The organism is Stenotrophomonas sp. Sm2128, assembly GCF_030985535.1.
In the GTDB taxonomy this organism is placed as follows: domain Bacteria; phylum Pseudomonadota; class Gammaproteobacteria; order Xanthomonadales; family Xanthomonadaceae; genus Stenotrophomonas; species Stenotrophomonas maltophilia.
Genome location: NZ_JAPTFQ010000033.1, coordinates 1 through 24,807, shown reverse-complemented (window position 1 = coordinate 24,807; position 24,807 = coordinate 1). Strand labels below are relative to the sequence as shown.

General features: G+C 66.4%; 10 protein-coding genes. All 10 read left to right on the top strand.

Annotation, left to right across the window (positions count from 1 at the left end; translation table 11 throughout):
• Window positions 1–97 precede the first annotated feature (97 nt).
• Window positions 98–15,580, top strand: a complete 15,483-nt coding sequence (locus tag O0K41_RS11285) for a hemagglutinin repeat-containing protein (RefSeq protein WP_308304506.1) — start codon at window positions 98–100, stop codon at window positions 15,578–15,580.
• Window positions 15,581–15,590: 10 nt separating this feature from the next.
• A complete protein-coding gene (locus O0K41_RS11280) occupies window positions 15,591–15,938 on the top strand; it encodes a hypothetical protein (protein ID WP_123959339.1) in 348 nt (115 codons plus the stop codon).
• Window positions 15,939–16,196: 258 nt separating this feature from the next.
• Window positions 16,197–16,943 carry an N-acetylmuramoyl-L-alanine amidase gene (locus tag O0K41_RS11275; RefSeq protein WP_049449259.1) on the top strand — a complete coding sequence of 249 codons (747 nt, stop codon included), beginning with the start codon at window positions 16,197–16,199 and terminating at the stop codon, window positions 16,941–16,943.
• Window positions 16,944–17,010: 67 nt separating this feature from the next.
• Entirely contained in the window at window positions 17,011–18,177 is a 1,167-nt protein-coding gene (locus O0K41_RS11270; RefSeq protein ID WP_123959341.1) for an MltA domain-containing protein, read from the top strand.
• Between the two features lie 108 nt (window positions 18,178–18,285).
• A complete protein-coding gene (locus O0K41_RS11265) occupies window positions 18,286–18,600 on the top strand; it encodes a hypothetical protein (protein WP_049423150.1) in 315 nt (104 codons plus the stop codon).
• A gap of 107 nt (window positions 18,601–18,707) precedes the next feature.
• Window positions 18,708–20,753, top strand: a complete 2,046-nt coding sequence (locus tag O0K41_RS11260; protein WP_123959343.1) for a TonB-dependent receptor — start codon at window positions 18,708–18,710, stop codon at window positions 20,751–20,753.
• 114 nt (window positions 20,754–20,867) lie between these two features.
• Window positions 20,868–21,929, top strand: coding sequence for an ATP-binding protein (locus O0K41_RS11255; RefSeq protein ID WP_088436486.1), 1,062 nt, complete (start codon window positions 20,868–20,870; stop codon window positions 21,927–21,929).
• The gene (gene ntrC, locus O0K41_RS11250) at window positions 21,922–23,370 is read left to right on the top strand and encodes a nitrogen regulation protein NR(I) (protein ID WP_123959345.1); all 1,449 of its coding nucleotides are present in this window, start codon (window positions 21,922–21,924) and stop codon (window positions 23,368–23,370) included. Before O0K41_RS11255 ends, ntrC begins: the two co-directional genes overlap by 8 nt.
• A gap of 93 nt (window positions 23,371–23,463) precedes the next feature.
• Window positions 23,464–24,033, top strand: coding sequence for a superoxide dismutase family protein (locus O0K41_RS11245; RefSeq protein ID WP_005407586.1), 570 nt, complete (start codon window positions 23,464–23,466; stop codon window positions 24,031–24,033).
• A gap of 31 nt (window positions 24,034–24,064) precedes the next feature.
• Window positions 24,065–24,691 carry a superoxide dismutase family protein gene (locus tag O0K41_RS11240; RefSeq protein WP_012478735.1) on the top strand — a complete coding sequence of 209 codons (627 nt, stop codon included), beginning with the start codon at window positions 24,065–24,067 and terminating at the stop codon, window positions 24,689–24,691.
• Window positions 24,692–24,807 lie beyond the last annotated feature (116 nt).

The window sequence follows — 24,807 nt, the reverse complement described above, 5'->3', positions numbered from 1 at the left end:
ATGGCCGGCCTGCGCTGCCTGCAGCGCGGCCAACACGATGCGGTACCGCGCAGCCCGCTGCGCACACCACCCAACAGCACCGAAAGGAATCAGCGCCGTGAACAAAGTCTACCGTCTGGTCTTCAACCGTACGCTCGGGGTCATGCAGGTTGCGTCCGAGCTGGTCAACGCCGCGCACGGCGGTGCCGACAATCGTGAAGGCCGCACGGTCGGCACCCTGCGACCGATCAGTTTCGCGTTGTGGCTGGTGCTGGGCTGGGTGGGGCTGGTGCAGCCGTTGTCAGCGCAGCAGGCGCCGGCCGACCCGGGCCGCATCGCCGCCGACCCGGGCGCGCCGGCAAACCAGCGCCCGACGGTGATCACCTCGGCCAACGGCACGCCACAGGTCAACATCACCACGCCCAGTGCGGGCGGGGTGTCGCGCAATACCTACCAGCAGTTCGACGTCGGCCAGCAGGGCGTGATCCTCAACAACTCGCGCGGCGAGGTGCAGACCCAGCTGGGTGGCTGGGTGCAGGGCAATCCGTGGCTGGCCACGGGCACCGCACGGGTCATCCTCAACGAGGTCAACAGCAGCAATCCCAGCCACCTCAATGGCTATGTGGAGGTGGCCGGTGCGCGGGCGCAGGTGGTCATCGCCAACCCGGCCGGGATCCAGGTCAATGGCGCGGGCTTCCTCAACGCCAGCCGGGTGACCCTGACCACCGGCACGCCGATCGTCAGCAATGGCGTGCTGGAAGGCTATCGCGTGGAAGGTGGCAGCATCGGTGTCGGTGGCACGGGCCTGGATACCAGCCGCGCCGACTACACCGACATCATCACCCGTTCGCTGCAGGTCAATGCCGGCATCTGGGCCAACCAGCTGCAGGCCAGCCTGGGCAGCAACGTGGTCAGTGCCGACCACAGCAGCGTGCAGCAGCAGAAGCCTACGTCCGCCGCGCCCACCTTCGCGCTGGATGTGGGCGCGCTGGGCGGCATGTATGCCAACCGCATCTGGCTGGTCGGCAATGAACATGGCGTGGGCGTAAGCAATGCCGGCAAGATCGGTGCCCAGGCCGGCGAGCTGGTGGTCACCGCCGACGGCCGGCTGCAGAATACCGGCGCGATGCATGCGCAGCAGGACCTGCGCATCGACGCCAGCGCGGGCATCGCCAATGCCGGCACGCTCAGTGCCGAGCGCGAGCTGCGCGTGCAGACCCCGGCAGATGTCGACAATAGTGGCGGCACGCTCAATGCGCGACGCATCGAAGTGAATGCCGATGCGCTGCGCAACCGCGGCGGCAGCATCGAACAGCTTGGAACGCAGGCGCTGCAGCTGCAGGCCGCCGACCTCAGCAACCTGCAGGGCCGCATCGGCACCGTGTCCAGCGTTTCGCCAGGCACCGGCACCGGCGGCACCGGCACCCCGCCGGGTACGGGTACGCCAGGCACGGGTACGTCAGGTACCGGTACGCCAGGCACAGGTACCCCCGGCACTGGCACTCCCGGCACTGGCGGCGGCACCCCGCCGGTCACGCCGCTTCCGCCGCTGGCGGCCGGTGTGCTCAACATCGCAGGAACGCTGGACAACGACGGCGGCCGCATCGAAGCCAGTGGCGACCTGCAGCTCAGCGCCCGCAACAGCCTGGACAACAGCGACGGCACGCTGGGCGCAAGCACCCTGCAGGTGCAGGGACAGGCGCTGCGCAACATGCGTGGCACCCTGCAGGTCCAGGGCGCGGCCAGCGCGCAGGTGCAACAGCTGGACAACAGCGGCGGCCGCATGACCTTCGCCCGTGGTTTCGAGTTGAAGGCGCAATCGGCAATCAATCGCGGCGGCAGCCTTGCCCACGGTGGCAGCGCCGAGACGACCTGGATGATCGGCCAGGTCGACAACAGCGAGGGCAGCATCTCCAGCAATGCCACGCGGCTCGGCCTCGACATCGGCACCGTGGTCAACACCCGGGGCAGCATCAACCACGCCGGCAGCGAGGACCTGCTGCTGCGTGCGGAGGTACTGGATGGCGTGCAGGGCAGCATCGCCACCGCCGGCGCGGCAGACCTGCAGCTGGGCCGCGCCGACCACCGTGGTGCGCAGCTGGTCGCCCGCCAGCTCGGCCTGAGCGCACAGGACTTCGACAACCGCGGCGGCCGCGTGCTGTCCACGGGGCTGCAGGCCAGCACGCTCAACGTCCGCAATCACCTGGACAACAGCGACGGTGGCCTGCTGGCCAGCAATGCCGACCTGCAGATCGATGCAGCGTTCTTCGGCAATGCCGGCGGCACCGTGCAGCAGGCGGGCGCTGGCAACCTGCGCATCACCACCGCCAGCCTGCAGGGCCAGGGCGGCACCGTTCTCAGCAACGGCACCCTGCAGCTGCACGGCGATACCCTGAACCTGCGCAATGGCACCACCGCCGCGCAGCGCATCGATGTGCGCGCCGGCGACCTGACCACCGCCGGCGGCACGCTGACCTCGACCGGCGGCGATGCCCTGCAGCTGCAGGTATCGCGCACCCTGGACAACAGCGGCGGCACCGTGGGCGCCAATGGTGCGCTGGACATCAACAGCGGCATCCTCATCAACGACGGCGGCAAGCTGATCGCCGCAGGCACCGGCACCAGCCACATCCACGCCAGCCAGCGGCTGCAGAACCAGCGCGGCCTGCTGTCCGGCAATGGCGATCTGCAGATCAAGACCGATGGCCTGCTGAACGAGAGTGGCAGCATCGACCATGCCGGCACCGGCACGCTGCAGATCGACGCGACCACCGTGCAGGGAGCTGCTGGCAGCATCGCCAGCAATGGCCTGCTGCAGTTGAGTGGGCAGCAGCTGGACCTGCAGAAGGGCAGCACCCGCGCCCGTGACGTGAAGATCACGGCCACCGGCCTGGACACCAGTGGCGGCAGCCTGTTGTCACTGGGTAACAACGCGATGCAGCTGCAGGTGCAGGGCCTGCTGCGCAACGACGGCGGCAGCATCAGCGCCAATGGCGCGCAGCAGATCCAGGCGGGTGCGCTGTCCAACCGCGGCGGTGCGCTCAATTCGGCGGGAACGGCAGCTTCGCAGATCCAGGTCGACGGCACGCTCGACAACAGTGGCGGCAGCATCGCCAGCAATGCCGCCCACCTGCAGCTGAAAAGCGGCGGGCTGGTCAATGCCGGCGGTACCCTCAGCCATGCGGGCAGCGACGGCCTGGTCATCGACAGCGGGCGCCTGGACGGAGCAAAGGGACAGATCGCCACTGCCGGCGCCCTGCAGCTCACCGCGGCCGAGGTCGATCACCAGGGCGCGTCGCTGGCTGCCGCGCAGCTGGACATCTCGGCGACCGGGTTCGACAACCGCGGTGGGCGCATCATCGCCACCGGCACCGGTGGCAATACGCTGCGCGTGCAGGGCACGCTGGACAACGGCAATGGCGGCACCCTGGCCAGCAATGGCAACCTGGATATCCACGCGCGTACCTTCGGCAATGCCGGCGGAACCGTGCAGCAGGCCGGATACGGCAGCCTGGTCATCACCACGCAGGACCTGACCGGCGCCGGTGGCACCCTGCTCAGCAACGGTTCGCTGGAGCTGCAGGGCGACACCCTCGATCTGCGCAACGGTACTACCACCGCGCAGCGCATCAGCATCGATAGCGACACCGTGATCACCGCCGGTGGCCAGCTGAGTGCGCTGGGCACCCAGGCGCTCCAGCTGCAGGCCCGTAGGCTGCTCGACAATACCGGCGGAACGCTGGGCAGCAATGGTGCGGTCGATGTGCACGCAGGCCGCTTCGTCAACGACCATGGCAAGTTGATTGCCGCCGGTGATGCTGCATCCGCAATCCGCGCCGCGCAGCTGGAGAACCGCAGCGGCGCGATCTCCGCCAACGGCAACCTGCGCATCGAGGCGCAAACGCTGTCGGGCCAGGGCGGCAGCATCGGTGCCGCCCGCGCGCTGTCACTGCAGGGCGGGTCATTGGATCTCCGCAGCGGCAGCGTGGCGGCCGAGCAGCTCGATATCGTGGCCGGCAGCCTGGACAACAGTGCGGGTGCGCTGCGCGCTACGGGCAGTGGAACGCTGGCGATGCAGATCAGCGGTCGCTTAGCCAACGACGCCGGCACCATTGCCAGCAACGGTGCCCAGCACATCGAAGCCAGTGAGCTCTCCAACCGTGGCGGCACGCTCAGTTCGGCCGGCAGCGCGTCCACTGAGCTCCGCATCGACGGCCTGTTCGACAACAGCAACGGCATGCTGGCCAGCAATGGTGCGGCGCTGAAGATCGACGCCGGCAGCATGGCCAACGTCAAGGGCACGCTCAGCCATGCCGGCATCCAGGGCCTGCTGCTGCGCACCGGGCAACTGGATGGCCAGGGCGGCACCATCGCCAGCGCAGGCGGCATCACCCTGCAGGCGGGCAGCGTGGACCATCGCGGCGCCACCCTGCAGGCCGAGCACATCGCGCTGGACGCACAGTCATTCGACAACCGGGCCGGCAAGGTCATGGCGACTGGTGCAGAGGGCAGCCGGATCGACGTGGTCGGCAGCCTGGACAACGGTGAGGGGGGCCTGCTGGCCACCAATGGCGACCTGGGCATCCAGGCGGCGGTGTTCGGCAATGCCGGCGGCACCGTGCAGCACGCCGGCGAAGGCGTGCTGTCGATCAACGCCGGAACGCTCAACGGTACGGGCGGCACGCTGGTCAGCAATGGCAGCCTGCTGCTCAAGGGCACCACCACCGACCTGCGCACGGGTGTGACCTCGGCCAAGCGGATCGAGGTGGATACCGGCACCCTGATCACCGCCGGCGGCACGCTCACCGCGACCGGCAGCGACACGCTGCGGCTGAGCGCGCGCGAACGCATCGACAACAGCGGTGGCACCGTATCCAGCAACGGTGGGCTGGACCTGCGCAGCGCCGCGCTGGTCAATGCTGGCGGTACGCTGCAGTCCGCCGGTACGGCGGCCAGCCAGCTGAACATCGGCCAGAACCTCAACAACCGTGGCGGTCGCATCCTGGCCAACGGCGGGCTCGGCATCACCGCCGGCAGCATCGACAACCAGGGCGGCACGCTGCACAGCGCTGCACGCCTGGTGGCAAAGGCCGATGGCCTGCTCGACAACAGCAACAAGGGTGTCATCGCCAGCGGTGCGGGCATGCGCGTGTCAGCGGCTTCGCTGGACAACCGCACCGGCAGCATCGAGCAGGCGGGCGACAGCCTGTTGCAGATCGATGCCGACACGCTGCAGGGTCATGCCGGCCGCATCGTCAGCAATGGCGAGCTGCAACTGAAGGGCGAGACCATCGATCTCAGTGCGGGCACCATGGCCGCGCAGCAGGTCAGCGTCGAGGCCGGCCAGCTGGACAACACGGCGGGCACGCTGACCGCTACCGGCAACCAGGCGATGTCGCTGCAGGTACGCGGCGCGCTGGGCAATGACGGCGGCACCATCGCTGCCAACGGTGCGCAGCAGATCAGCGCCGGTTCGCTATCGAATGCGGGCGGTACCTTAAGTTCGGCAGGTACGTCCGACAGCCGGATCACCGTCACCGGCCGTTTCAACAACGGCGGCGGCACCCTCGCCAGCAATGCCGGCAATCTGCGTGTCGATGCCGGGCAACTGGTCAATGCCGCGGGCAGCATCGTCCATGCAGGGAAGGGCGTATTGACCGTACAGGCCACCCAGCTGGACGGCGCCGGCGGCAGCATCGCCACGGCAGGCGGATTGCAGCTGGATGCGGTGACCGTGGACCATCGCGGCGCCACCCTCACTGCCGATCACTTCGCCCTCAACGCCGACCGCTTCGACAACCAGAACGGCAAGCTGCTGGCGACGGGCACGCAGGCCAGCACCGTGCAGGCCACCACGTCACTGGACAATGGCGGCAACGGCCTGATCGCCAGCAATGGTGACCTGACACTGACCAGTGCAGTGTTCAGCAATGCCGGCGGCACCGTGCAGCAGGCTGGCACCGGCATGCTGGCCATCAACACACACACCTTGAATGGCCAGGGCGGCAAGCTGCTCAGCAATGGCGCCCTGCAGTTGACCGGCGAAACCACCGACCTGCGTGACGGCACGCTGTCGGCTACCCGCATCGCCGTGGATACAGGCACGCTGCTCAACGCGGGCGGTTCGATCATCGCCTCTGGCAGCAATGCATTGAAGGTGTCCGCGCGCGACAGGCTGGACAACAGCGGTGGCACGCTTGCCGGCAATGGCACGCTGGATCTGCGCAGCGCTCAGCTGCTCAACAACCGGGGCACGATCCAGGCTGCCGGCGGCGGTATCAGCACCCTGGCGATCACCCACGCGCTGGAGAATCGCGGTGGCCGCATCCTGACCACAGGAGACGCCACCCTCATCGCAGGCGCGTTCGACAATCGCGGCGGCATCGTGCACAGCGATGGCAGCAGCGCATTGACCGTGCGCGTCGACGGCCTGCTCGACAACAGCGACAAGGGCACCCTGTCTGCCGGAGGCGCACTGCTGGCCGAGGCACAGTCCATCAACAACGATGGTGGCACCGTGGCTTCTGGTCAGGACATGCAGCTGACCAGCGCCGATGCGCTGCGCAACCAGGGCGGCCTGGTCCAGGCCGGCAAGCACCTGCAGGTCTCGGCCAGCGGCCTGAACAACAACAGTGGCCGGATCATCGCCAACGACCTGCAGCTGGATACCCGCGGCCAGGCGCTGGAAAACCGCAGCGGCATCATTGCCAGCCTTTCCGGAAACGCAGAGCTGCGCAGCGGTGCCCTGGACAACACAGGCGGCCTGCTGCAGTCGGCGGCAGCCCTCAGCATCAACACCGCCGGACAGCGGCTGATCAACGCCGGTTCCAACGGCAACGGCATTGTCAGCAGTGGCACGCTGCAGATCCGCAGCGGCGATCTGGACAACCGTGGTGGCGCGGTGTCCGCCAAGGCCGGTGCCGACGTGCAGGCCATCGACATCGACAACAGTGGCGGCGGCTCGCTGGTGAGTGCGGCCGACCTGCTGCTGCGCGCGCAGCAGCTGGCCAACACCGGTGGCAGCGTGACCGCCGGTGGCAATGCCGACATCAGCTTGCAGGGCGCGCTGCTCAACAGTGGCGGCCTGGTGGCCGCGACCGGCCGCCTCGACCTGCAGGCCGGCCGTGTCGACAACCGCAATACGCTCAGCCCGGGCAATGGTCCTGCACTGGGGTTGCAGGGCAAGACCCTGCAGGTGACCACCAGCAACCTGGACAACCAGAACGGCCAGGTGATTGCCGACAACCTCGTGCTGCAGGTGAACCAGCGCCTGGACAACAGCGGTGGCCTGGTGTCGGCGGCGCTGGGCTCTGATGTCCGCGCCGATACCCTGGTCAACAGCGGCGGCACCCTGGTGGCCGGCAGGCAGCAGACCCTCCGCACCCGCGAGATCATCGGTGATGGCCGGCTGATGTCGCAGGGTGACATGACTCTGGAGCTGGGCCAGAGCCACACCAACCGTGGCGAGATGGTGGCCAACGGCACGCTGAGCCTGTCCATCCAGGGCAACCTGGACAACACCGGCAAGCTGGCCGGCGCCAACGTCAACATCAATGCGGGCAACATCACCAACGCCTCCACCGGCGAGATCAGCAGCATCGGCCTGACCCGCCTTGCAGCGGGCGGCGCACTGGTCAACTACGGCCTGCTGGACGGCAACGTCACCCATATCACCGCTGCGACCGTCGACAACATCGGCAGCGGCCGCATCTACGGTGACCGGGTCGCCATCCAGGCGGGCTCGCTCAACAACGTGGCAGCCAACATCGGTGGCGTGGACCGTGCAGGTACCATCGCTGCGCGCCAGCGCCTGGACCTCGGCGTCGGCACGCTGACCAACAGCGGCAAGAGCCTGATCTTCAGCGATGGCGACGCCGCCATCGGCGGTGGCCTGAACGGTCTGGGCGCGGTAGGCAGCGCGCAGAAGGTCGACAACATCGGCTCCACCATCGAGGTCAGCGGCAACCTGGACCTGTCCGCGCTGGCGGTGAACAACATCCGCGAGAACGTGGTCGTGGAGAAGGTCACCACCGTGCATGCACCGGTGCGGCTGGAACAACCCGGCTGGTTCAAGAACGCCAACAACAACAACCGGGATTTCCGCGCTACCTCGAATTACCAGCCGTATGAGATCTACTACCTCAACCCGGCGGACATCCTCGAAGACACCCCCTATGTCACTCCGGATGGCCAGCAGATCCGCAAGGCGGTGATCCGGCTGTCCAGCAACACCAGCGCCTATGCGTTCGCCCGCGGTGGCGTGCATGGCGCACGCGCGTCACGTGAGCGCCTGAGCGTGCAGGACGGCACGGTCACGATCTACTACGTCAGCCGCGCCGACAACCGCAACAATCCCGATCAGCTCGGCGCAGGCGCGGAAGATCCCTTCCGCGATCTGTCCACCCGTGGTCCGGGGTCGCCGCCGATCGAGTACGTGACCGATACCCTTCGGTACAGCAACGCCTATGGCACCTGCACCACGACCTGCGTGCAGATCATCACCTATCCGGACTATGACAATCCGGAAGCGACGCTGATCAACATGCAGCGTCACCCGCAGGAGACCAGCGGCAACGAGAAGACCCGCATTGCCACCCGCACCACCGTGGAAGACGTTGTGGTTTCGGCAGGAAACAACGCCGTGATCAACGCGGGCGGCAACATGCGGATCAGCACCGATCGGCTGGAGAACCGTTTCGCCAACATCGCCGCGGGTCGCGACCTGGCCATCGTCGGCCTGAACCGCGATCAGTCCGAGGTGATCAATGCTGCCGAGCAGCTGACCCGTACCAGCACTTTCGACAACCAGTCCATCACCTACGGTGGCTCCTCCAGCCGCTGGAAGGCGGCACCGATCACCGAGAAGACCGGCGCGCTGGGTTCGTCGATAACCGCCGGTGGCAAGCTCACCATCGATGTCGGCAACCTGCGCAACGACAACAACGGGGGCAGCAACCCCAACGCCGGTGGTGGCAAGGGCACCGCGCAGCTGGATACCAACGGCCGCGGTGCAGGTGCGGTCGGCCCCGGCGCGGGCAGCGTGCAGGGGCCCGGCCAGAGCACAGGACAGGGTGCCGGCAGCGTGGACGCACAGGGGCCGGGCACCGCTGGCGCGGCGCAGGGCGCCAACGGTGGCCATCAGCAGGCGGTCGCCCAGACCGACGGCGTGCGCGCGGACGCGGCGGGTGCCCAGGGCCCCGGCCAGGCCGGCAACGCCGGGGCGGGTGCTGGCACGGCGCAGGACATCAATGCCGCCCAGGCCGGGCAGGCCAATGCCAACGGCCCGGCGGCGGTGCGCGCCGGAGAGCATGCCGGCAGTGGTGGCAATGCCGCAGTGGATGGCAAGCAGGCCACGACGACAACCGGTGCTGATCCGCGCGTGGTGATCACCACCAGCCCGAATGCCAGTGCACCCACCGCCAGCCTGTTCAATGTGGACGCCAACCGTGGCAACCACATCGTGGAAACCGACCCGCGCTTTGCCAGCTATCGCGATTGGCTCAGCTCGGATTACCTGCTGCAGCGGGCAGGCTTCGAGCCCTCGCAGACGCAGAAGCGCCTGGGCGACGGCTTCTACGAGCAGAAGCTGGTGCGCGAGCAGATCGGCGAACTCACCGGCCGTCGCTTCCTTACCGGGCACGCCAGCGACGAAGAGCAGTACCGCGCGCTGCTGGAGGCCGGCGCCACGGTCGCCAGCGAATGGGGCCTGCGTCCCGGCGTGGCGCTGACCGCCGAGCAGATGGCACGCCTGACCAGCGACATCGTCTGGCTGGTGGAAAAGGACGTCACCCTGGCCGATGGCTCGGTGGTGCGCGCGCTGGTGCCGCAGGTCTACCTGCGGGTGATGCCGGGCGACCTCGGCAACGACGGCGCCCTGCTGGCCGGCGCGGAGGTGGACGTCAAGCTGCGCGGCGACCTGGTCAACAGCGGCACGATTGCCGGCCGGCAGCTGGTCAGCATCGATGCCGGCAACATCCGCAACCTGTCCGGCGGCCAGATCAGCGGTGCGCAGGTGGGCCTGTCGGCGCGCCAGGACATCGACATCATCGGCAGTACCGTCAAGGCCACCGATGCCATTGCATTGAAGGCCGGTGGCAACATCACCGTGGCCTCGACCACCTCGGAATGGAAGGACCAGGGCGACCGCCTGTCGCAGCAGAAGACCACGCTGGATCGCGTGGCCGGCCTGTATGTCACCAACCCCGGTGGCGATGGCGTGCTGTCGGTGGTGGCCGGCGGTGATATCGGCCTCAAGGCAGCGGAGATCCGCAATGCTGGTACCCACGGCATCACCCAGCTGGTTGCCGGTGGCAACCTGGAACTGGTTGCGCAGACGCTGGGCCAGAGCAGTGCGCTGAACCACGACAGCCGCAACCACACCAGCAACAGCCAGACCACGCATGCGGTGACGTCGATTGAGGGCGCTGGCGATGTGGTGCTGGCGGCGGGCAAGGACATCAACCTGGCCGCAACCCGCATCAAGACCGATGGCGGCATGGCCCTGCAGGCCGGTGGTGACATCAACAGCCAGGTGCTGATAGACAGCCGCAGCAGTGATTTCAGTGCCGGTGGCAAGCGCAGTTCGCTGCAGATCAGCCAGAGTGACGAGACCGCGCGTGGCAGCCAGTTGCAGGCTGGCGACAATGTAGTGCTGAGAGCGAACCGCGATATCAACCTGACTGCCACCCAGGTTGCCAGCTCGGATGGCACGCTGAGTGTGGCGGCCGGTCGCGACGTCAACCTGCTTTCGGCCAACGAAACGCATGACTTCAGCCTGGACAGCTACGACAAGAAAAAGAAGACCCTGTCGAGCACCACCACCACCCGCCACGCCGAGAGCAGCGACAGCTACGCCATTGGCACCGGCCTGATGGGCGAGAGCGTGAGCGTCACCGCCGGCCGCGATCTGACCGCCGTAGGCGCGGTGGTTGATGCCACCGGCACAGTGGTCCTCGGTGCGGGCAACAATGTGCTGATCACTTCTGCGGAAGACCATCACAGCAGTGAGTCCAGCGAGAGCAGGAAGAAGTCCGGCTTCACCGGTGGCTTCTCCAATGGAACTGCTTCGATCGGCTACGGCAGCTCGAAGAACAGCAGCAGTTCTGCCGAGAGGTCGACCACTCAGGTCGGCTCCGCCATCGCCTCGCGCGAAGGCAGCGTGCTGATCAACGCCGGCAACCAGCTGACGATCGCCGCGTCCGACGTGGCCGCAGGCAAGGACCTGACCCTGGTCGGCAAGGACATCAACCTGCTCGCCCGCCAGGATACGGTGGATACGCAGGCCAGCCAGTCGAGCAAGTCCAGCGGGTTCTCGGTGGGCGTCACCTACGACCCGGCCAAGGCGTACCGCACTGCACGCGACAACGCCACCGAAGGCATGGCCGACAGTGGCACGATGATGGGCCGGATTACGCGTACCGCTGAAGGCGTAGCGGCCGGCGTGTCGGCGGCCGTGCTGCCGGCGATCACGGCCGGCAGCCAGCGCTCGAACAGCAACCAGAGCCACTCCACCAGTGACGCCCGGGTCAGCAACCTCAATGCTGGCGGCAATCTCTCGCTGATCGCCAATGGCGGCTCGATCACCAGCCAGGGTGCGCAGATGACGGCCGAGGGCAATGCTGTCCTGCTGGCCACCAAGGACATCGTGTTCGATGTCGCGCACAACACCGAGCGCAGTGACAGCGACAGCCGGGGCAAGGGTTGGGGTATCGCCACCAACTCCGCCGGTCTGCCGTTTGGCACCAACAATTCGCGCAGCGAGGGCGCCGGCCAGAGCGATACCATCACCGGCACACAGCTGTCGGTGGGTGGTGGTGTACGCATGGCCACCACCGAGGGCGATATCAGCCTGACCGCCGCCAGCATCGCGGCGGAAAAGGACGTCAGCATCCGCGCTGCGGGCGACCTGACGATCCGTAGTGGGCAGGACACGGTCAGCAATGCCAACCGCTCGGACAGCAAGGCGATCGGCACTGTGCAGATCTCCGATACCGAGAAGTTCTCCGGCTGGCATCGCGAGAATCATCGCGATGACAACGCGCAGGTCTCACAGGTGGCCAGCACCGTCGGCAGCCTCGGCGGCAACGTCAACCTCACCGCAGGTGGCAAGTACACGCAGAGCGCCAGCAATGTGGTGGCAGCGAAGGACGTGGACATCACCGCTGCCGAGATCGAGCTGCTGACCGCTGACGAAAGTGGTCACTACTCGCAGAGCGACAAGGACCTGAAGATCGGTGCCTTCGCGCGGGTGAAGTCGCCATTGATCGATTTGCTCAACAATGTCGACGCCGCCCGCAAGTCCGACGACCGCCTGCAGAAGATGCAGGGCCTTGCCGCTGGTGCCAATGCCTATCAGGCCGCCAGTGCCATCTCCAGCATGGCCGGCAAAGGCGGAGGCGGGGCATTGCTCAGTGCCGAGGCCGGCGTCGGGTTCAAGACCTCCAGCAGCAATGCCGACGGCAACAGCCAAGTCTCGCGCGGCTCCACCATCCAGGGGGGTGGCAACGTCAACCTGACCAGCACCCAGGGCGACATCCACGTGGTGCAGGGCAATCTGAGCGCGGGCAACACGCTCAGCCTGGATTCGGCTGGTGACATCCTGCTGGAAGCAGGCAAGGCGCATGTAGCCGACCGCAGCAAGAGCAGCAACGCCGGCGCCGAGGTCGGCGTGGGCGTTGCAGTGGGCGCGCAGACCGGCGTGTACGTTTACGCCGAAGCCAGCGTCGGCAGCAGCAAGTCCAACGCCGAGAGCAGCACGTGGCAGAACACCACGCTGACCGGCAAGAACATCTCGATGAAGGCCGAGGGCGATACCACTCTCCGTGGCGCGACCGCCACCGCCGACCGCATCGACGTGAAGACCGGTGGCACGCTGACCATCGAATCGCTGCAGGACATCGCCGAGAGCATGTCCAAGAACAGCCAAGTGGGCGGTCGCGTGCAGGTGTCGTTCGGTACCGCATGGAATGCTGACGGGTATGCCAGTGCGGGCAAGGCCAACGGCAGCTATCAGGGGGTTGGCCAGCAGAGCGGCCTGTTTGCCGGCAATGGCGGGTACCACGTCGATGCAGGTCACGTGAACCTGTTGGGCGGCGCGATTGCCAGCACCAATGCGGGCAACAGTGAACTGACTGCGGGCTCGTTGACGTTCACCGACCTGCAGAACCACATGGACTACAAGGCCACGTCGGGCAGCATCAGTGGTGGCTTCGGCAGCAGCGGCAAGGGCCCGACGGACAAGGGTGTGGGAGCGGTTGAGCAGCTGCAGGGTATCGGCAGCAACATCAAATCCGGAACGTTCGGCAGCGTGGATGGTGTCGCGTTCGGCGGTGGACTGCCGATGCATGAAAGTGGCAGCGACAGCTCAAGCACGCGTGCAACACTGACCGAGGGCAATATCACCATTGGCGGCAGGAAGACCACGGCGGCCGAACTTGGTGTCAATACCGATGCTGCAGCGGCACACCGTGCGCTGGAGGCGATGCCGGATGCCAACAAGATGCTGGCCGACCAGCAGGCGCTGGCGAACGCAGCAAGCACGGTTCTTGCCACCAGTAAGCAGATCGCATCGGACATTGGCAGCTACGGGATCAACAAGATCACCGATGCCTACCTGGAGGGTAAGAGCGCCGCAGAGAAGGAGACCTTTGCCAACCTCAGTCCCAAGGACCAGTACACCGCCCTTGCAGGCTTTGACAGCTCTTACCCTGATGCGCTGGTCACGCAGCAGAAGTGGGCACCCGACGGTACCTATGGCCGTGCGCTCAACGCGGTCTCCAACGCGCTGGTCGGCGGCGTGGCAGGGCAGGCAGGTGGTCAGGTCATCTCGAACACACTCGCGCCCTACGCCGCTGAGCTGATTGGAAAGACATTCGATCCCAACAAGCAGAGCGCCGTCCCCAGTGAGGCGATGCAGATGCTCTCGCATGCGCTTCTGGGCGCGCTGCTTGCGGAGGCGAATGGGGGTTCGGCGGGTGCCGGAGCCGCTGCTGCCGGAGGGGGTGAACTGGCAGCCAAATTCCTGGGTGACTACTACGCGCGGCAGAATGGCGGGCAGCTGACTCCGGAGCAGGAACAGCAGATCAAGGCATTGGGCCAGGCGGTCGGCGCGATGGCAGGGGGGATTGGTGGAGACGGAGCCATGGGTGCGGCGTTGGGAGCCACCATCGCCAGGAACTCCGTCGAGAACAACTACCTGAATCATGCCGAGCGCATGCAATTCCTCGACGCCATGCTGAGCTGCATGAAGAGCGGGGAGCGTTGCGGCGAACAGAAGGAGCTGGCAGCACTGTCGGACGCGCGCAATGCGGCACTGATTGCTGCATGTACCGCGGCTCCCGATTCGCCTGCCTGCCGCGCAGAGCAGACGAAGCTGGGTGACGCCTATTGGTCACTTACCCAGAATGACTCCACCTATCTGCGATGGATCAAGGACAATGGCCTTGATCTGGCCCAGGCGGCACTGACGAAGGGCAATGGTGGCCAGGTCGCCTCCGATCTGCTGACGCATACGTCCTCGCTGGATACACGATACAAGATCACCTGTGCAGCGGCAGGGCGCTGCGATCCATTCACCGCCGGCATGCTCGCGTTGAATGGGAAGACACAGGAGGCGGCAGCCAACGCGGCACTGAATCTGCTGTTCGACAAGGTGGGCTCGGGAGCTGGCGTGGTGACCAACGCGGGTGGAATGGTCATGGACATGGCGAAGATGAATGCCATCTACATGTCCATTGAAAGCACCAAGCAGGCCTTGAACGACTTCCAGCGCATCGGCGAAATTGGCGGCTGGGGTGTCGTGAAGGAAAAGGGTGCCGGCGCCTGGTCGTCCATTTCAGGCTACTTCGGGAACGGCTGGGATGCGGCGACCTACGAGCTGGGCCTGAACCAGAAATGGAACCTGGCCGATGTGGCCGCAAACGGCTTCACCAAGGGTGACATGGGGCTGGACGTCGCATTGGCCGTGGTCAGCTTGGGTGATGTCACCGCGATGCGTGCGGCCGCGAAGGCCAGGAAGCTGGCGGCGTTGGAGAGGGAGGTCGCAACGAATGGCGTGGAAGGTGCGAAGCCAGCAGTCGGCGTCAAAGATGGAACGCCTCATTCAGATGCACCATCAGGCGATGTCATCGGCAAACTTGAGCCGGGCAACCCAAGTAGTTCAAGTCTCCCGCGTTTCGGGGATAGGCTGCTTATTGACCAGGGACAGCTTCCCACCTGTGGGCCGACTTCTTGTGCAATGGTGCTGGATACCGCCGGTAAAAAGGTGGACCTGGGCGCCATTATCATACAGTCCAATGTAAGAGCTGAAGGGACCACTATGCCTGCCTTGGCCCAAGTCCTAAGAAACAACGGGCTTTCTTCAACCAGAAGGGCGTCGGTCACTATTGAAGAGCTCGCGAAAGCAACAGCGAAGGGTGATCCTGCAATCGTTAGAATGAGCTTGGATCGAGGAGGTCATGCTGTTGTCGTGGACGGTGTTACGATGAGGAACGGGCAATATGTAGTTGCCATACGTGACCCTGCAATGGGCAGGCAGTATTTCACGCCCATTGATGAGTTTAAAAGAAAATTCTCTGGCGAAGCAATTATTACTAGTAAATAGGTGATATTTAATGTCTGATGGTTTCGAAAAATTCTCTTGTATTGATTTTCCGGCTCTGTATGGAAGCGTTGTATCGTTGAGGGCTTTTCTGGTTGTTCGTGGTAGGGAATGCTTTCTGGTAGATAGTCGTGATCATCAATTTTCTGATCTTAGGGTGGAGGTGAGTTCACCTGGTCTCGAAAGATTGCTTGATGAGGCCGTGGGAGGATGGGTTGGTGGTGTTGCCTCATACTTTGATGAGATCCTCATTTCGGGAGTAGTTCGCGAAGGGACGACCCGGAGAGACCTTGCGTCCATTGCGGAAATTTCAAGGCTTACGCTTTTTAGGGATGAATTGGTATTTGAAGTGATAGTTTAATGTCAGCTGTTTGCGGGTACTAATTGGTACTTTAGGGTCTGATTGAAATTATGGATTTTTTATTATTTTGGTTGTTATTGGGGGCGGGGCTGTGGCTGGTGTCGGGCAGGCTTTTCTGCGTGCAATTGTTCCTCTGGACTCGTGCAGGTCATTAGGCGAATTTTGACTGTCGAATATCCGGTTTCAGGGCCAAGGGGTGTCTGGACGATCGGCGCGCTGCGCCGAACCACGGCTGCGGTCCATGGTTACAATCTGCCCATGATCAGCCCCCGCCTTCTGGCTTCCACACTGCTGGCACTGGCCCTGGCGGCCTGCACCGCCACCGCGCCCGTGCAGCACAACCCGCTCGCCACCTGGGTGCCATCACCCAACCAGAACGCGCGCACGCCGGTCATCATCGTCATCCACCACACCGAGCAGAAGTCGGTGCAGCAGAGCCTGCATACGCTGCGCACGGCCAACAGCGGTGGACCGGTCAGTGCACATTACCTGGTCGGCGCCGATGGCCATCGCTACCAGCTGGTCGCCGATGAGCGCCGCGCCTGGCACGCGGGCGCGGGGCGCTGGGGCACCATCACCGATCTCAACTCGGCCTCGATCGGCATCGAGCTCGACAACGATGGCCGCAGCCCGTTCAGTGCGGCGCAGATCGAATCGCTGATCGTGCTGCTGCGCGATCTCACCACGCGTCTGAACATTCCGCCGCGACAGGTGATCGGCCATGCCGACCTGGCGCCGACGCGCAAGCAGGATCCGAGCCGCTTCTTCCCTTGGCAACAGCTGGCCGAGGCTGGCTTCGGGGTATGGCCGCGCGCCGCCGACGGCGCGGCACCGGAAGGCTTCGACGCGTGGAATGCGCTGGCCCGCTTCGGCTATCCACTGGACAACCGCGAAGCCACCGTCGCCGCCTTCCACCGCCGTTTCCGTGGCCGCGACGACCTGCCGAAGACGCTGGATGCCGAAGACGCGCGCATCCTGTACTCGCTGCTGCTGCAGACGCCGTGACCCCGCGCATGAACGCTTGACCCCGCGCCGGGTTGCCGCCCAGCGGCCGGCCCGCCACCATGGCGGCATGATCGATTCCGCCACCTTCTTCAAGCGCAGGCACTGCATCCTGCTGGCAGCGGCCGTGCTCGCCGGTTGCGCCACCACCGCCCCCCGCACCGGATCTGAAGTGCCGACGCCGGTCACGCCGCCCGCGGCCACCTATGCCAAGGCTGCATGGAGCGCATTGCCCCCGGTCTCCGATACCGATCTGCAGGCCGGCTTCGTTGCCTGGCGCAGCAGCTGCACCCGCCTGAAGAACGATGCCGTCTGGGCCAAACCCTGCGCCACCGCCGCAGCGGTGTCAGACAAGGACCCGGCCGCGATCCGCCAGTTCCTGCAGCGCGACCTTGATGTCTATGCGCTGCGTGCCGGTGGCCACCAGGCCGACGGACTGATTACCGGCTACTACGAGCCGATCTATGCCGGCAGCCTGACCCGCACCGACAAGGCGACGGTGCCGGTCTACGGCACTCCCGATGATCTGGTGGTGGTGCAGCTGGAGAGCCTCTACCCGGAACTGAAGGGCAAGCGCCTGCGCGGTCGCGTCGAAGGCAAGGTGCTCAAGCCCTATGACGACGCCGGTACCATCGCGGCCAAGGGTGCCAACGCCCCGGTGCTGGCCTGGCTGACCGACCCGATGGACCTGCAACTGCTGCAGATCCAGGGGTCCGGCCGCGTGCGCCTGGCCGATGGCAAGCAGGTGCGGCTGGCCTATGCGGAACAGAACGGCCACCCGTACCGTGCCATCGGCCGCTGGCTGGTGGACCAGGGCCAGCTGAAGAAGGAAGACGTCACCATGGACGCCATCCGCGCCTGGGCACGGGCCAACCCCGCGCGCGTGCCGGAACTGCTGCGCAGCAACCCCAGCTACGTGTTCTTCGTGCGCAACCCGGACAGCCCGGAAGGCCCGCGTGGTTCGCTGAACGTGCCGCTCACCGCCGGCTACAGCGTGGCGGTGGACCGCAGCGTGGTGCCGCTGGGCAGCCTGCTGTGGCTCTCCACCACGCGCCCGGACGGCACCCCGGTGGTGCGCCCGGTGGCCGCGCAGGACACCGGCGGCGCCATCGCCGGTGAGGTGCGCGCCGACCTGTACTGGGGCAGCGGCGATGCCGCCGGCAAGCTGGCCGGCGACATGAAGCAGAAGGGCAATATCTGGATGCTGTGGCCGAAGGGCGTGCCCCTGCCGAACTGAACCAGCAGGGGTCGGATCCCTTTCCAAAGGGAAGGGCTCTCACCCCGGATGCCTGATAATGGCGCCATTCCGAACTTTCCGGCCGCGCCTGCGGCCAGGACCCCTGCAATGACCTACGCAAAGCACAACGCAAAACCCGGCGCGAAGTCCGCCGCAAAGAAGTACTACAAGCACTGGGCCGAATCGGGCCTGGGCAAGGGCAACGTGCTGATGGAAGCCCGTGGCGAGAAGATCGTGCGCCAGGTGGAAATCTACGGCACCAGGATGGTCTGGGCCGACGAGCACGCCCACAGCGATGACCGCTTCCTGCTGGCCGACCAGCCAGTGTCGTTCCTGGATTTCGACGAAGATGACGAGATCAGTGCGCGCGAGTTCGAAAGCGCCTGGAAGAAGGCGCGGGAAGCCACCGGCTACCCGGTGTAATCCCAGCCCCCGGCACCCGCCCTTGTAGCGCCGAGCCTTGCTCGACGCTGCAAAAGCGGGCATGTGAAATGTTATATGATTACATTTCACCGCAGCCGCCCCTTCCCATGAAGACTCCCACCCTTGTGGCCGCCCTGGCGGCCGCGCCGCTCGCCCCTGAAGCTTTCGCACAGTCCGCCGATGCCGCGCTCACCCTCGGCAAGGTGCAGGTGCACCAGCACGGCGAAGGCCAGCTCAGTGCGCACCAGGTGCTGACCTCGGTGGACGTCCTGGGTGCAGACCAGATCGAAAACCGCAATGTCTCGCACAGCTGGGAACTGCTCGGGCAGATGCCCGGCATCCAGCTCACCGAAACCCGGCAGGGCGCCGAATCGGGCAAGGTCAGCTTCCGCGCCTTCAACGGCGAGGGCTACCTCAACGCCATCAAGACCCTCATCGACGGCATCCCCAGCAACGTCAACAGCGGCAACCAGCGCTTCATCGACATGCTGTTCCCGCTGGACATCAGCTACATCGAAGTGGTGCGCGGGACTAACGACCCGCGCTATGGGCTGCACAACATCGGTGGCAACGTGAACTTCGGTACGCGCCAAGGCGGCAGCTACACCGATGCGCGCCTCGCCTACGGCAGCTACAACACCCGTGATGCACAGCTGGCGGTTGGCCGCGAAGCCAATGGCTTCGCGCAGAACTATTTCGTCGGCACCCAGGCCAGCGATGGTTATCGCGACCACGACACCTCCAGGAAGTACTCGCTGGGCGGCAAGTGGTTCTTCGGCACGCTGGACGAAGGGCTGCGCGTGGGCCTGACCGCGCGCGCCTATCACCATGAGGCCGACGAACCCGGCTTCATGACCGCCGAGGAACTGCGCACGCACCGCCGTGGCAGCGAGCTGCGCAACGGCAACGACGGTGATGACCGCGACATGCGCCAGCTTGCCGCGCACCTGGATATGAAGCTGTCCGACGCACTCACCTTCGGCACGCGGCTCTACTACAACCGCTATGAAGACGACCGCCGCGTGACCTTCAGCGACCTGCCCACCGGCAACCTGCCGCGTCAGCGCCGCGTGTGGGATGAGCGCCAGACTGGCCTGCTCAGCACGCTGACCTGGCAGGCCAGCCCAGCGCTTACCCTCGAAGGCGGCTTGAACTACGAGCAGCAGGACAACGGCTATATCCGCGAGCGCTACGCCTACGCCGAACCGACGGATTACAGCCAGCCGCCGGTGCGCGTGCAGAACGACGACCGCCACAGCTTCGACAACTGGGGCGCCTACGTGCAGGCCATCTACCGGCCCGCCGAGGCGTGGAAGATCGTGCCGGCCTATCGTATCGATCGCTTCAGTGGCAGCACGCACCTGATGAACGGCGTCCGCGGACGCCTGCAGGACTACGGCACCATCGGTCAGCCCAAGCTGAGCGTCATCCACAGCCTGGGCCAGACCACCCACGTCTATGCCAACTGGGGCCGCACCTTCCAGGTGCTGACCGGCTCCACCGCACCGGCCTATCTCACTCCGGGGCAGGCGCCGATGCAGCCGTCCACCAATACCGGCATGGAGCTGGGCCTCAAGTTCCAGCCGTTCCAGGGCGCCCAGGCGCGCCTGGCGGTGTGGCAGCAGGACGCGGAAAACGAGGTATCCAACATGCCGGCCACCGGCACCACGGTCACCCTGGGCAAGACCCGCCGACGCGGCGTGGATGCGCAGTTGAGCCTGCAACTGGGCGACGACTGGACGGTATGGGCCTCGCACGCCTACCAGGAAGCGAAGATCACCCGCGACGACCGCGATGCCGGCATTTCCCTGCAGGGCCGCGAAGTGGCTGCCACCCCGCGCCATATCAGCAATCTGGGTGTGGATTACCGCGCCACGGATGCGCTGCGGCTGGGCCTGCAGGCGCGTGCACAGGGCGATTACTACCTGGAAGAACGCAACGTGGCCGGCAAGTTCGGTGGCTTCGCCGTGCTCGACCTCAGTGCTGCCTATCAGCTCACCCCGCGTTTCAGCGTGGACCTGCAGCTGAAGAACGTCACCGGCCGCCAGTACGCCTACGCCTGGTACGACAGCTTCTTCTGGGACAGCGCCCGCCCGATGTTCTCGCCGGCCCCGGGCCGCAGCGTGTTCGTCGGCCTGAACATGAAGCTGTAACCGGCCACGCATCTGGTAGTGGTCGAGCTTGCTCGACCTGCGGCAGGGGTCAGAGCCCTTTCCTGACGGAAAGGGATCCGACCCCGGACCCCCGTTTTGCACTACATTGGTGCAATGTCCGACCCCGCACCCCCGCCGTCCCTCGATGCCCTGGGCACGCCGCTGGCCTGGGCCGGGGCCGATGGCTGCATTGCCGGCTGCAATCCGGCCTTCGCCCGCTGGCTGGGCGTCAGCATCCGGCGCCTGCTGGGTCGGCCGCTGGCCGCACTGGAAGTGCAGGGCGAAGCCCTGGCCCATTTCCTGGCCCGCGATGAGCGTGACAGCCTGCGCTTGAACCGGCTGGCGCTGGCGGTGCCCGGCGAAGCACCGCGCTTCGCCGAGGGCTGGATGAGCCGCCGCGACGATGGCGGCTGGCTGCTGGAGGCGCATCCGGTCGATGAGTTCCCAGGACTCGATCCCACCCAGGCGCTGCCCAGCGCGCTCAGTGCGGCGCTGAAGGGGCTGGCCCACGAGCTGCGCAACCCGCTGGCCGGGCTGAAGGGCGCGGCCCAGCTGCTTGCCCGGCGTGCGGCGCAGCGCGACGCCAGCGAACGTGAGCTGATCGAACTGATCGGTTCGGAGATCGAGCGCCTCAACGGCCTGCTCGACCAGCTGCTGTCGCCGGCCCCGGCCGCGCCGCATGCCGAACTGAACATCCATGCCGCGCTGGAACGCGTGCTGCGCCTGGCCGAAAGCGAAGCCGGCTGGGCGGTGCGCCTGCAGCGTGACTACGACCCCAGCATCCCCGAATTCCATGGTGACGCCGACCGCCTCACCCAGGCGGTCTGGAACCTGGTGCGCAACGCGATCCAGGCCGGCGCCGGCAACATCACCCTGCGTACCCGCGTGGAGCATGGCGTGCGCATTGCCGAGCAGCTGCACACGCTGGCGTTGCGCCTGGAAATCGCCGACGACGGCCGTGGCGTTCCCGAGGAACTGGCTGAACACCTGTTCCTGCCCTTGGTCAGTGGCCGTGCCGAAGGCACTGGCCTGGGCCTGGCGCTGGCCCAGCAGGTGGCGCGCGAGCATCGCGGCACGCTGACCTACCGCTCGCGCCCGGGCCATACCGTGTTCACGCTGCTGCTGCCGATCGTCAGCGGCGCTGCCCCGGCCGAGGAGGCCCCGCGCGATGTCTGAGTCTTCTTCGTCCCCGCAGCGCATCTGGGTGGTCGATGACGATCGGGCCGTGCGCTTCGTGCTGTGCACCGCGCTACGCGAGGCGGGCTACCAGGTCGTCGATTTCGACAGCGCCGCACCCGCCCTGCAGGCGTTGAGCGAAGGCCCGCCACCGGCGCTGCTGTTCACCGATGTGCGCATGCCCGGCGACGATGGCCTGGTGCTGCTGGACAAGCTCAAGGCCGCGCTGCCGCAGCTGCCGGTGGTGGTGATGTCGGCCTATACCGATGTAGCCAGCACCGCCGGTGCGTTCCGTGGTGGTGCGCATGAGTTCCTGTCCAAGCCGTTCGATCTGGACGATGCGGTGGCGCTGGCGCAGCGCGTGCTGCCGGCGGTGGCACCGGCACTGGCCGCGGCCACACCTGCGGCCGAAGCGCATAGCGACCAACCGCCGCAACTGGTGGGCGATACCCCGCCGATGCGCGCGCTGTTCCGCGCCATCGGTCGCCTGGCACAGGCGCCGCTGGCGGTGCTGATCACTGGCGAAACCGGTACCGGCAAGGAGCTGGTGGCCAATGCGCTGCATCGCGAATCACCGCGAGCGCATGGGCCGTTCGTTGCACTCAATACCGCTGCAATCCCGTCTGAACTACTCGAGAGCGAGCTGTTCGGCCACGAGGCCGGCGCGTTCACCGGTGCGCAGCGCCGCCATATCGGCCGCTTCGAGCAGGCCGATGGCGGCACGCTGTTCCTGGATGAGATCGGCGACATGCCGCTGCCGTTGCAGACCCGGCTGCTGCGCGTGCTGGCGCAGGGCGAGTTCTTCCGCGTCGGTGGCCGTGAACTGATCCGCGTCGACGTGCGCGTGGTCGCCGCCACCCACCAGGACCTGGAAGGGCTGGTTGCACAAGGAAAGTTCCGCGCCGACCTGCTGCACCGCCTCGACGTGGTGCGCCTGCAGCTGCCACCGCTGCGCGAGCGCCGCGAGGACATCGCACAGCTGGCCAGTACGTTCCTGGCCGCCGCCGCGCGCAAGCTGGATACGCCGCCGAAGCGGCTGACCGCGGCCGCACTGCAGGCGCTGCGCGAACACGACTGGCCGGGCAACGTGCGCGAACTGGAAAACGTGTGCTGGCGGATGGCGGCGTTGGCGGCCGCCGACACCATCGGCGTGGCCGACGTCGATACCGCGCTCAACCGTACGCGCGGTCGTCGCAGCAGCACCACCAGCGCCGATCCAGGGCAGTGGGAAGCGCTGCTGGCCGAATGGGCACGCCGTCAGCTGGCCGAAGGCGTGGAAGGGCTGCACGCGCAGGTGCGCGAGCGGGTCGACCATGCCCTGCTGGAGGCCGCGCTGCAGATCACCCACGGCCGCCGTGCCGAAGCCGCGGCCCGCCTGGGCCTTGGCCGCAATACCCTTACCCGCAAGCTGGGCGCCGGACGCCGCCGCGGGGGCCATTGAACGGCCCCTGCACGCGATCCTCGCGCCCGCTTGCCGAACTGTTGATCGTTCATGGACGATGCAACGCTTAGTGTCATCTGCAAGGAGTCTTTGATGCGTCTGTCCTTTGCCATCCTGCCGTTGTCCGCCGCCGTGCTGCTGTCTGCCTGCGGCAGCGCGCCGAAAAAGACCGAACCTACTCCGCCGCCGCCGACCGTGGTCAGCGCAGCGAAGCAGGGCGAGGCCAATCTTGCGCCGGCCTCGGCCAGCATTGTCAGTGGCCGCATCGCACTGATGGTGGAGCCCGGCGGTATCCACATCACCGGCCTGATCGGTGGCCTGCAGCCGATGCAGCAGGCCGGCTTCCACATCCACGAGCGCGGCGACTGCAGTGCGGTGGATGCCAGCAGTGCCGGCAATCACTTCAATCCCGGTGGCGCTGCGCATGGCCGCGCCGGCACCGGCAAGCACCACCTGGGCGACATGGACAATCTGCGTGCCGACGCCCAGGGCCGCGCCAACGTCGATATCCACCTCAAGGGCGTTACCCTTGGCGGAGGCGCCGCCACCGATATCGCCGGACGTGCACTGGTCGTGCATGCCAACGCCGACGACTATCGCAGCCAGCCCGCCGGCAATGCCGGCGTCCGCATCGCCTGTGGCGTGATCCGGGTTGTCCGCTGATCACTGCAGGCATCATCCAGGGAGAGATTCCATGCGCTTGATCCACACTTCGCTGTTCGCAGCCATTGCTGCGCTGGGCCTGGCGGCCTGCAACCAGCAGCCGGCCGCGCCGCAGGCTGAAACCCCGCCGGCCGCGCCGGCCGACGGTGCCACCACCGAACCGGCTGCAACGCCGGCCCCGGCGGCTGCACCGGCTGCCGATGCTACGGCCAGCGCCGAGCTGGCACCGACCCAGGGCAACGAGACCAAGGGCAGCGTCACCTTCAAGGTGGTCGATGGCAAGGTCCACGTGACCGGCCAGATCAGCGGCCTGAAGCCGGGCAGCGAGCACGGCTTCCACATCCACGAGAAGGGCGACTGCAGCGCCCCGGACGGCATGAGCGCCGGTGGCCACTTCAACCCGGGCAAGCAGGACCACGGCAACGTCGCCACCGATCCGCACCACGGCGGCGACATGCCCAACATCAAGGCCGACGACAAGGGCGTGGCCACCATCGACGGCCCGGTGTCGAGCAACGTCAACATCGGCAAGGGTGATGACTTCGACATCATCGGCCGTGGCCTGATCGTCCATGCCGATGCGGATGACTACAAGACCCAGCCGACCGGCAACGCCGGCGCGCGCCTGGCGTGTGCGGTGATCCAGAAGGCGCAGTAAGCGCGCTCCTGCTGGAAATGGAAAACGCCGGCGCAAGCCGGCGTTTTTATTGATGGGTGGTGGGGGGGGGGGGGGGGGGGGGGGGGGGGGGGGGGGGGGGGGGGGGGGGGGGGGCG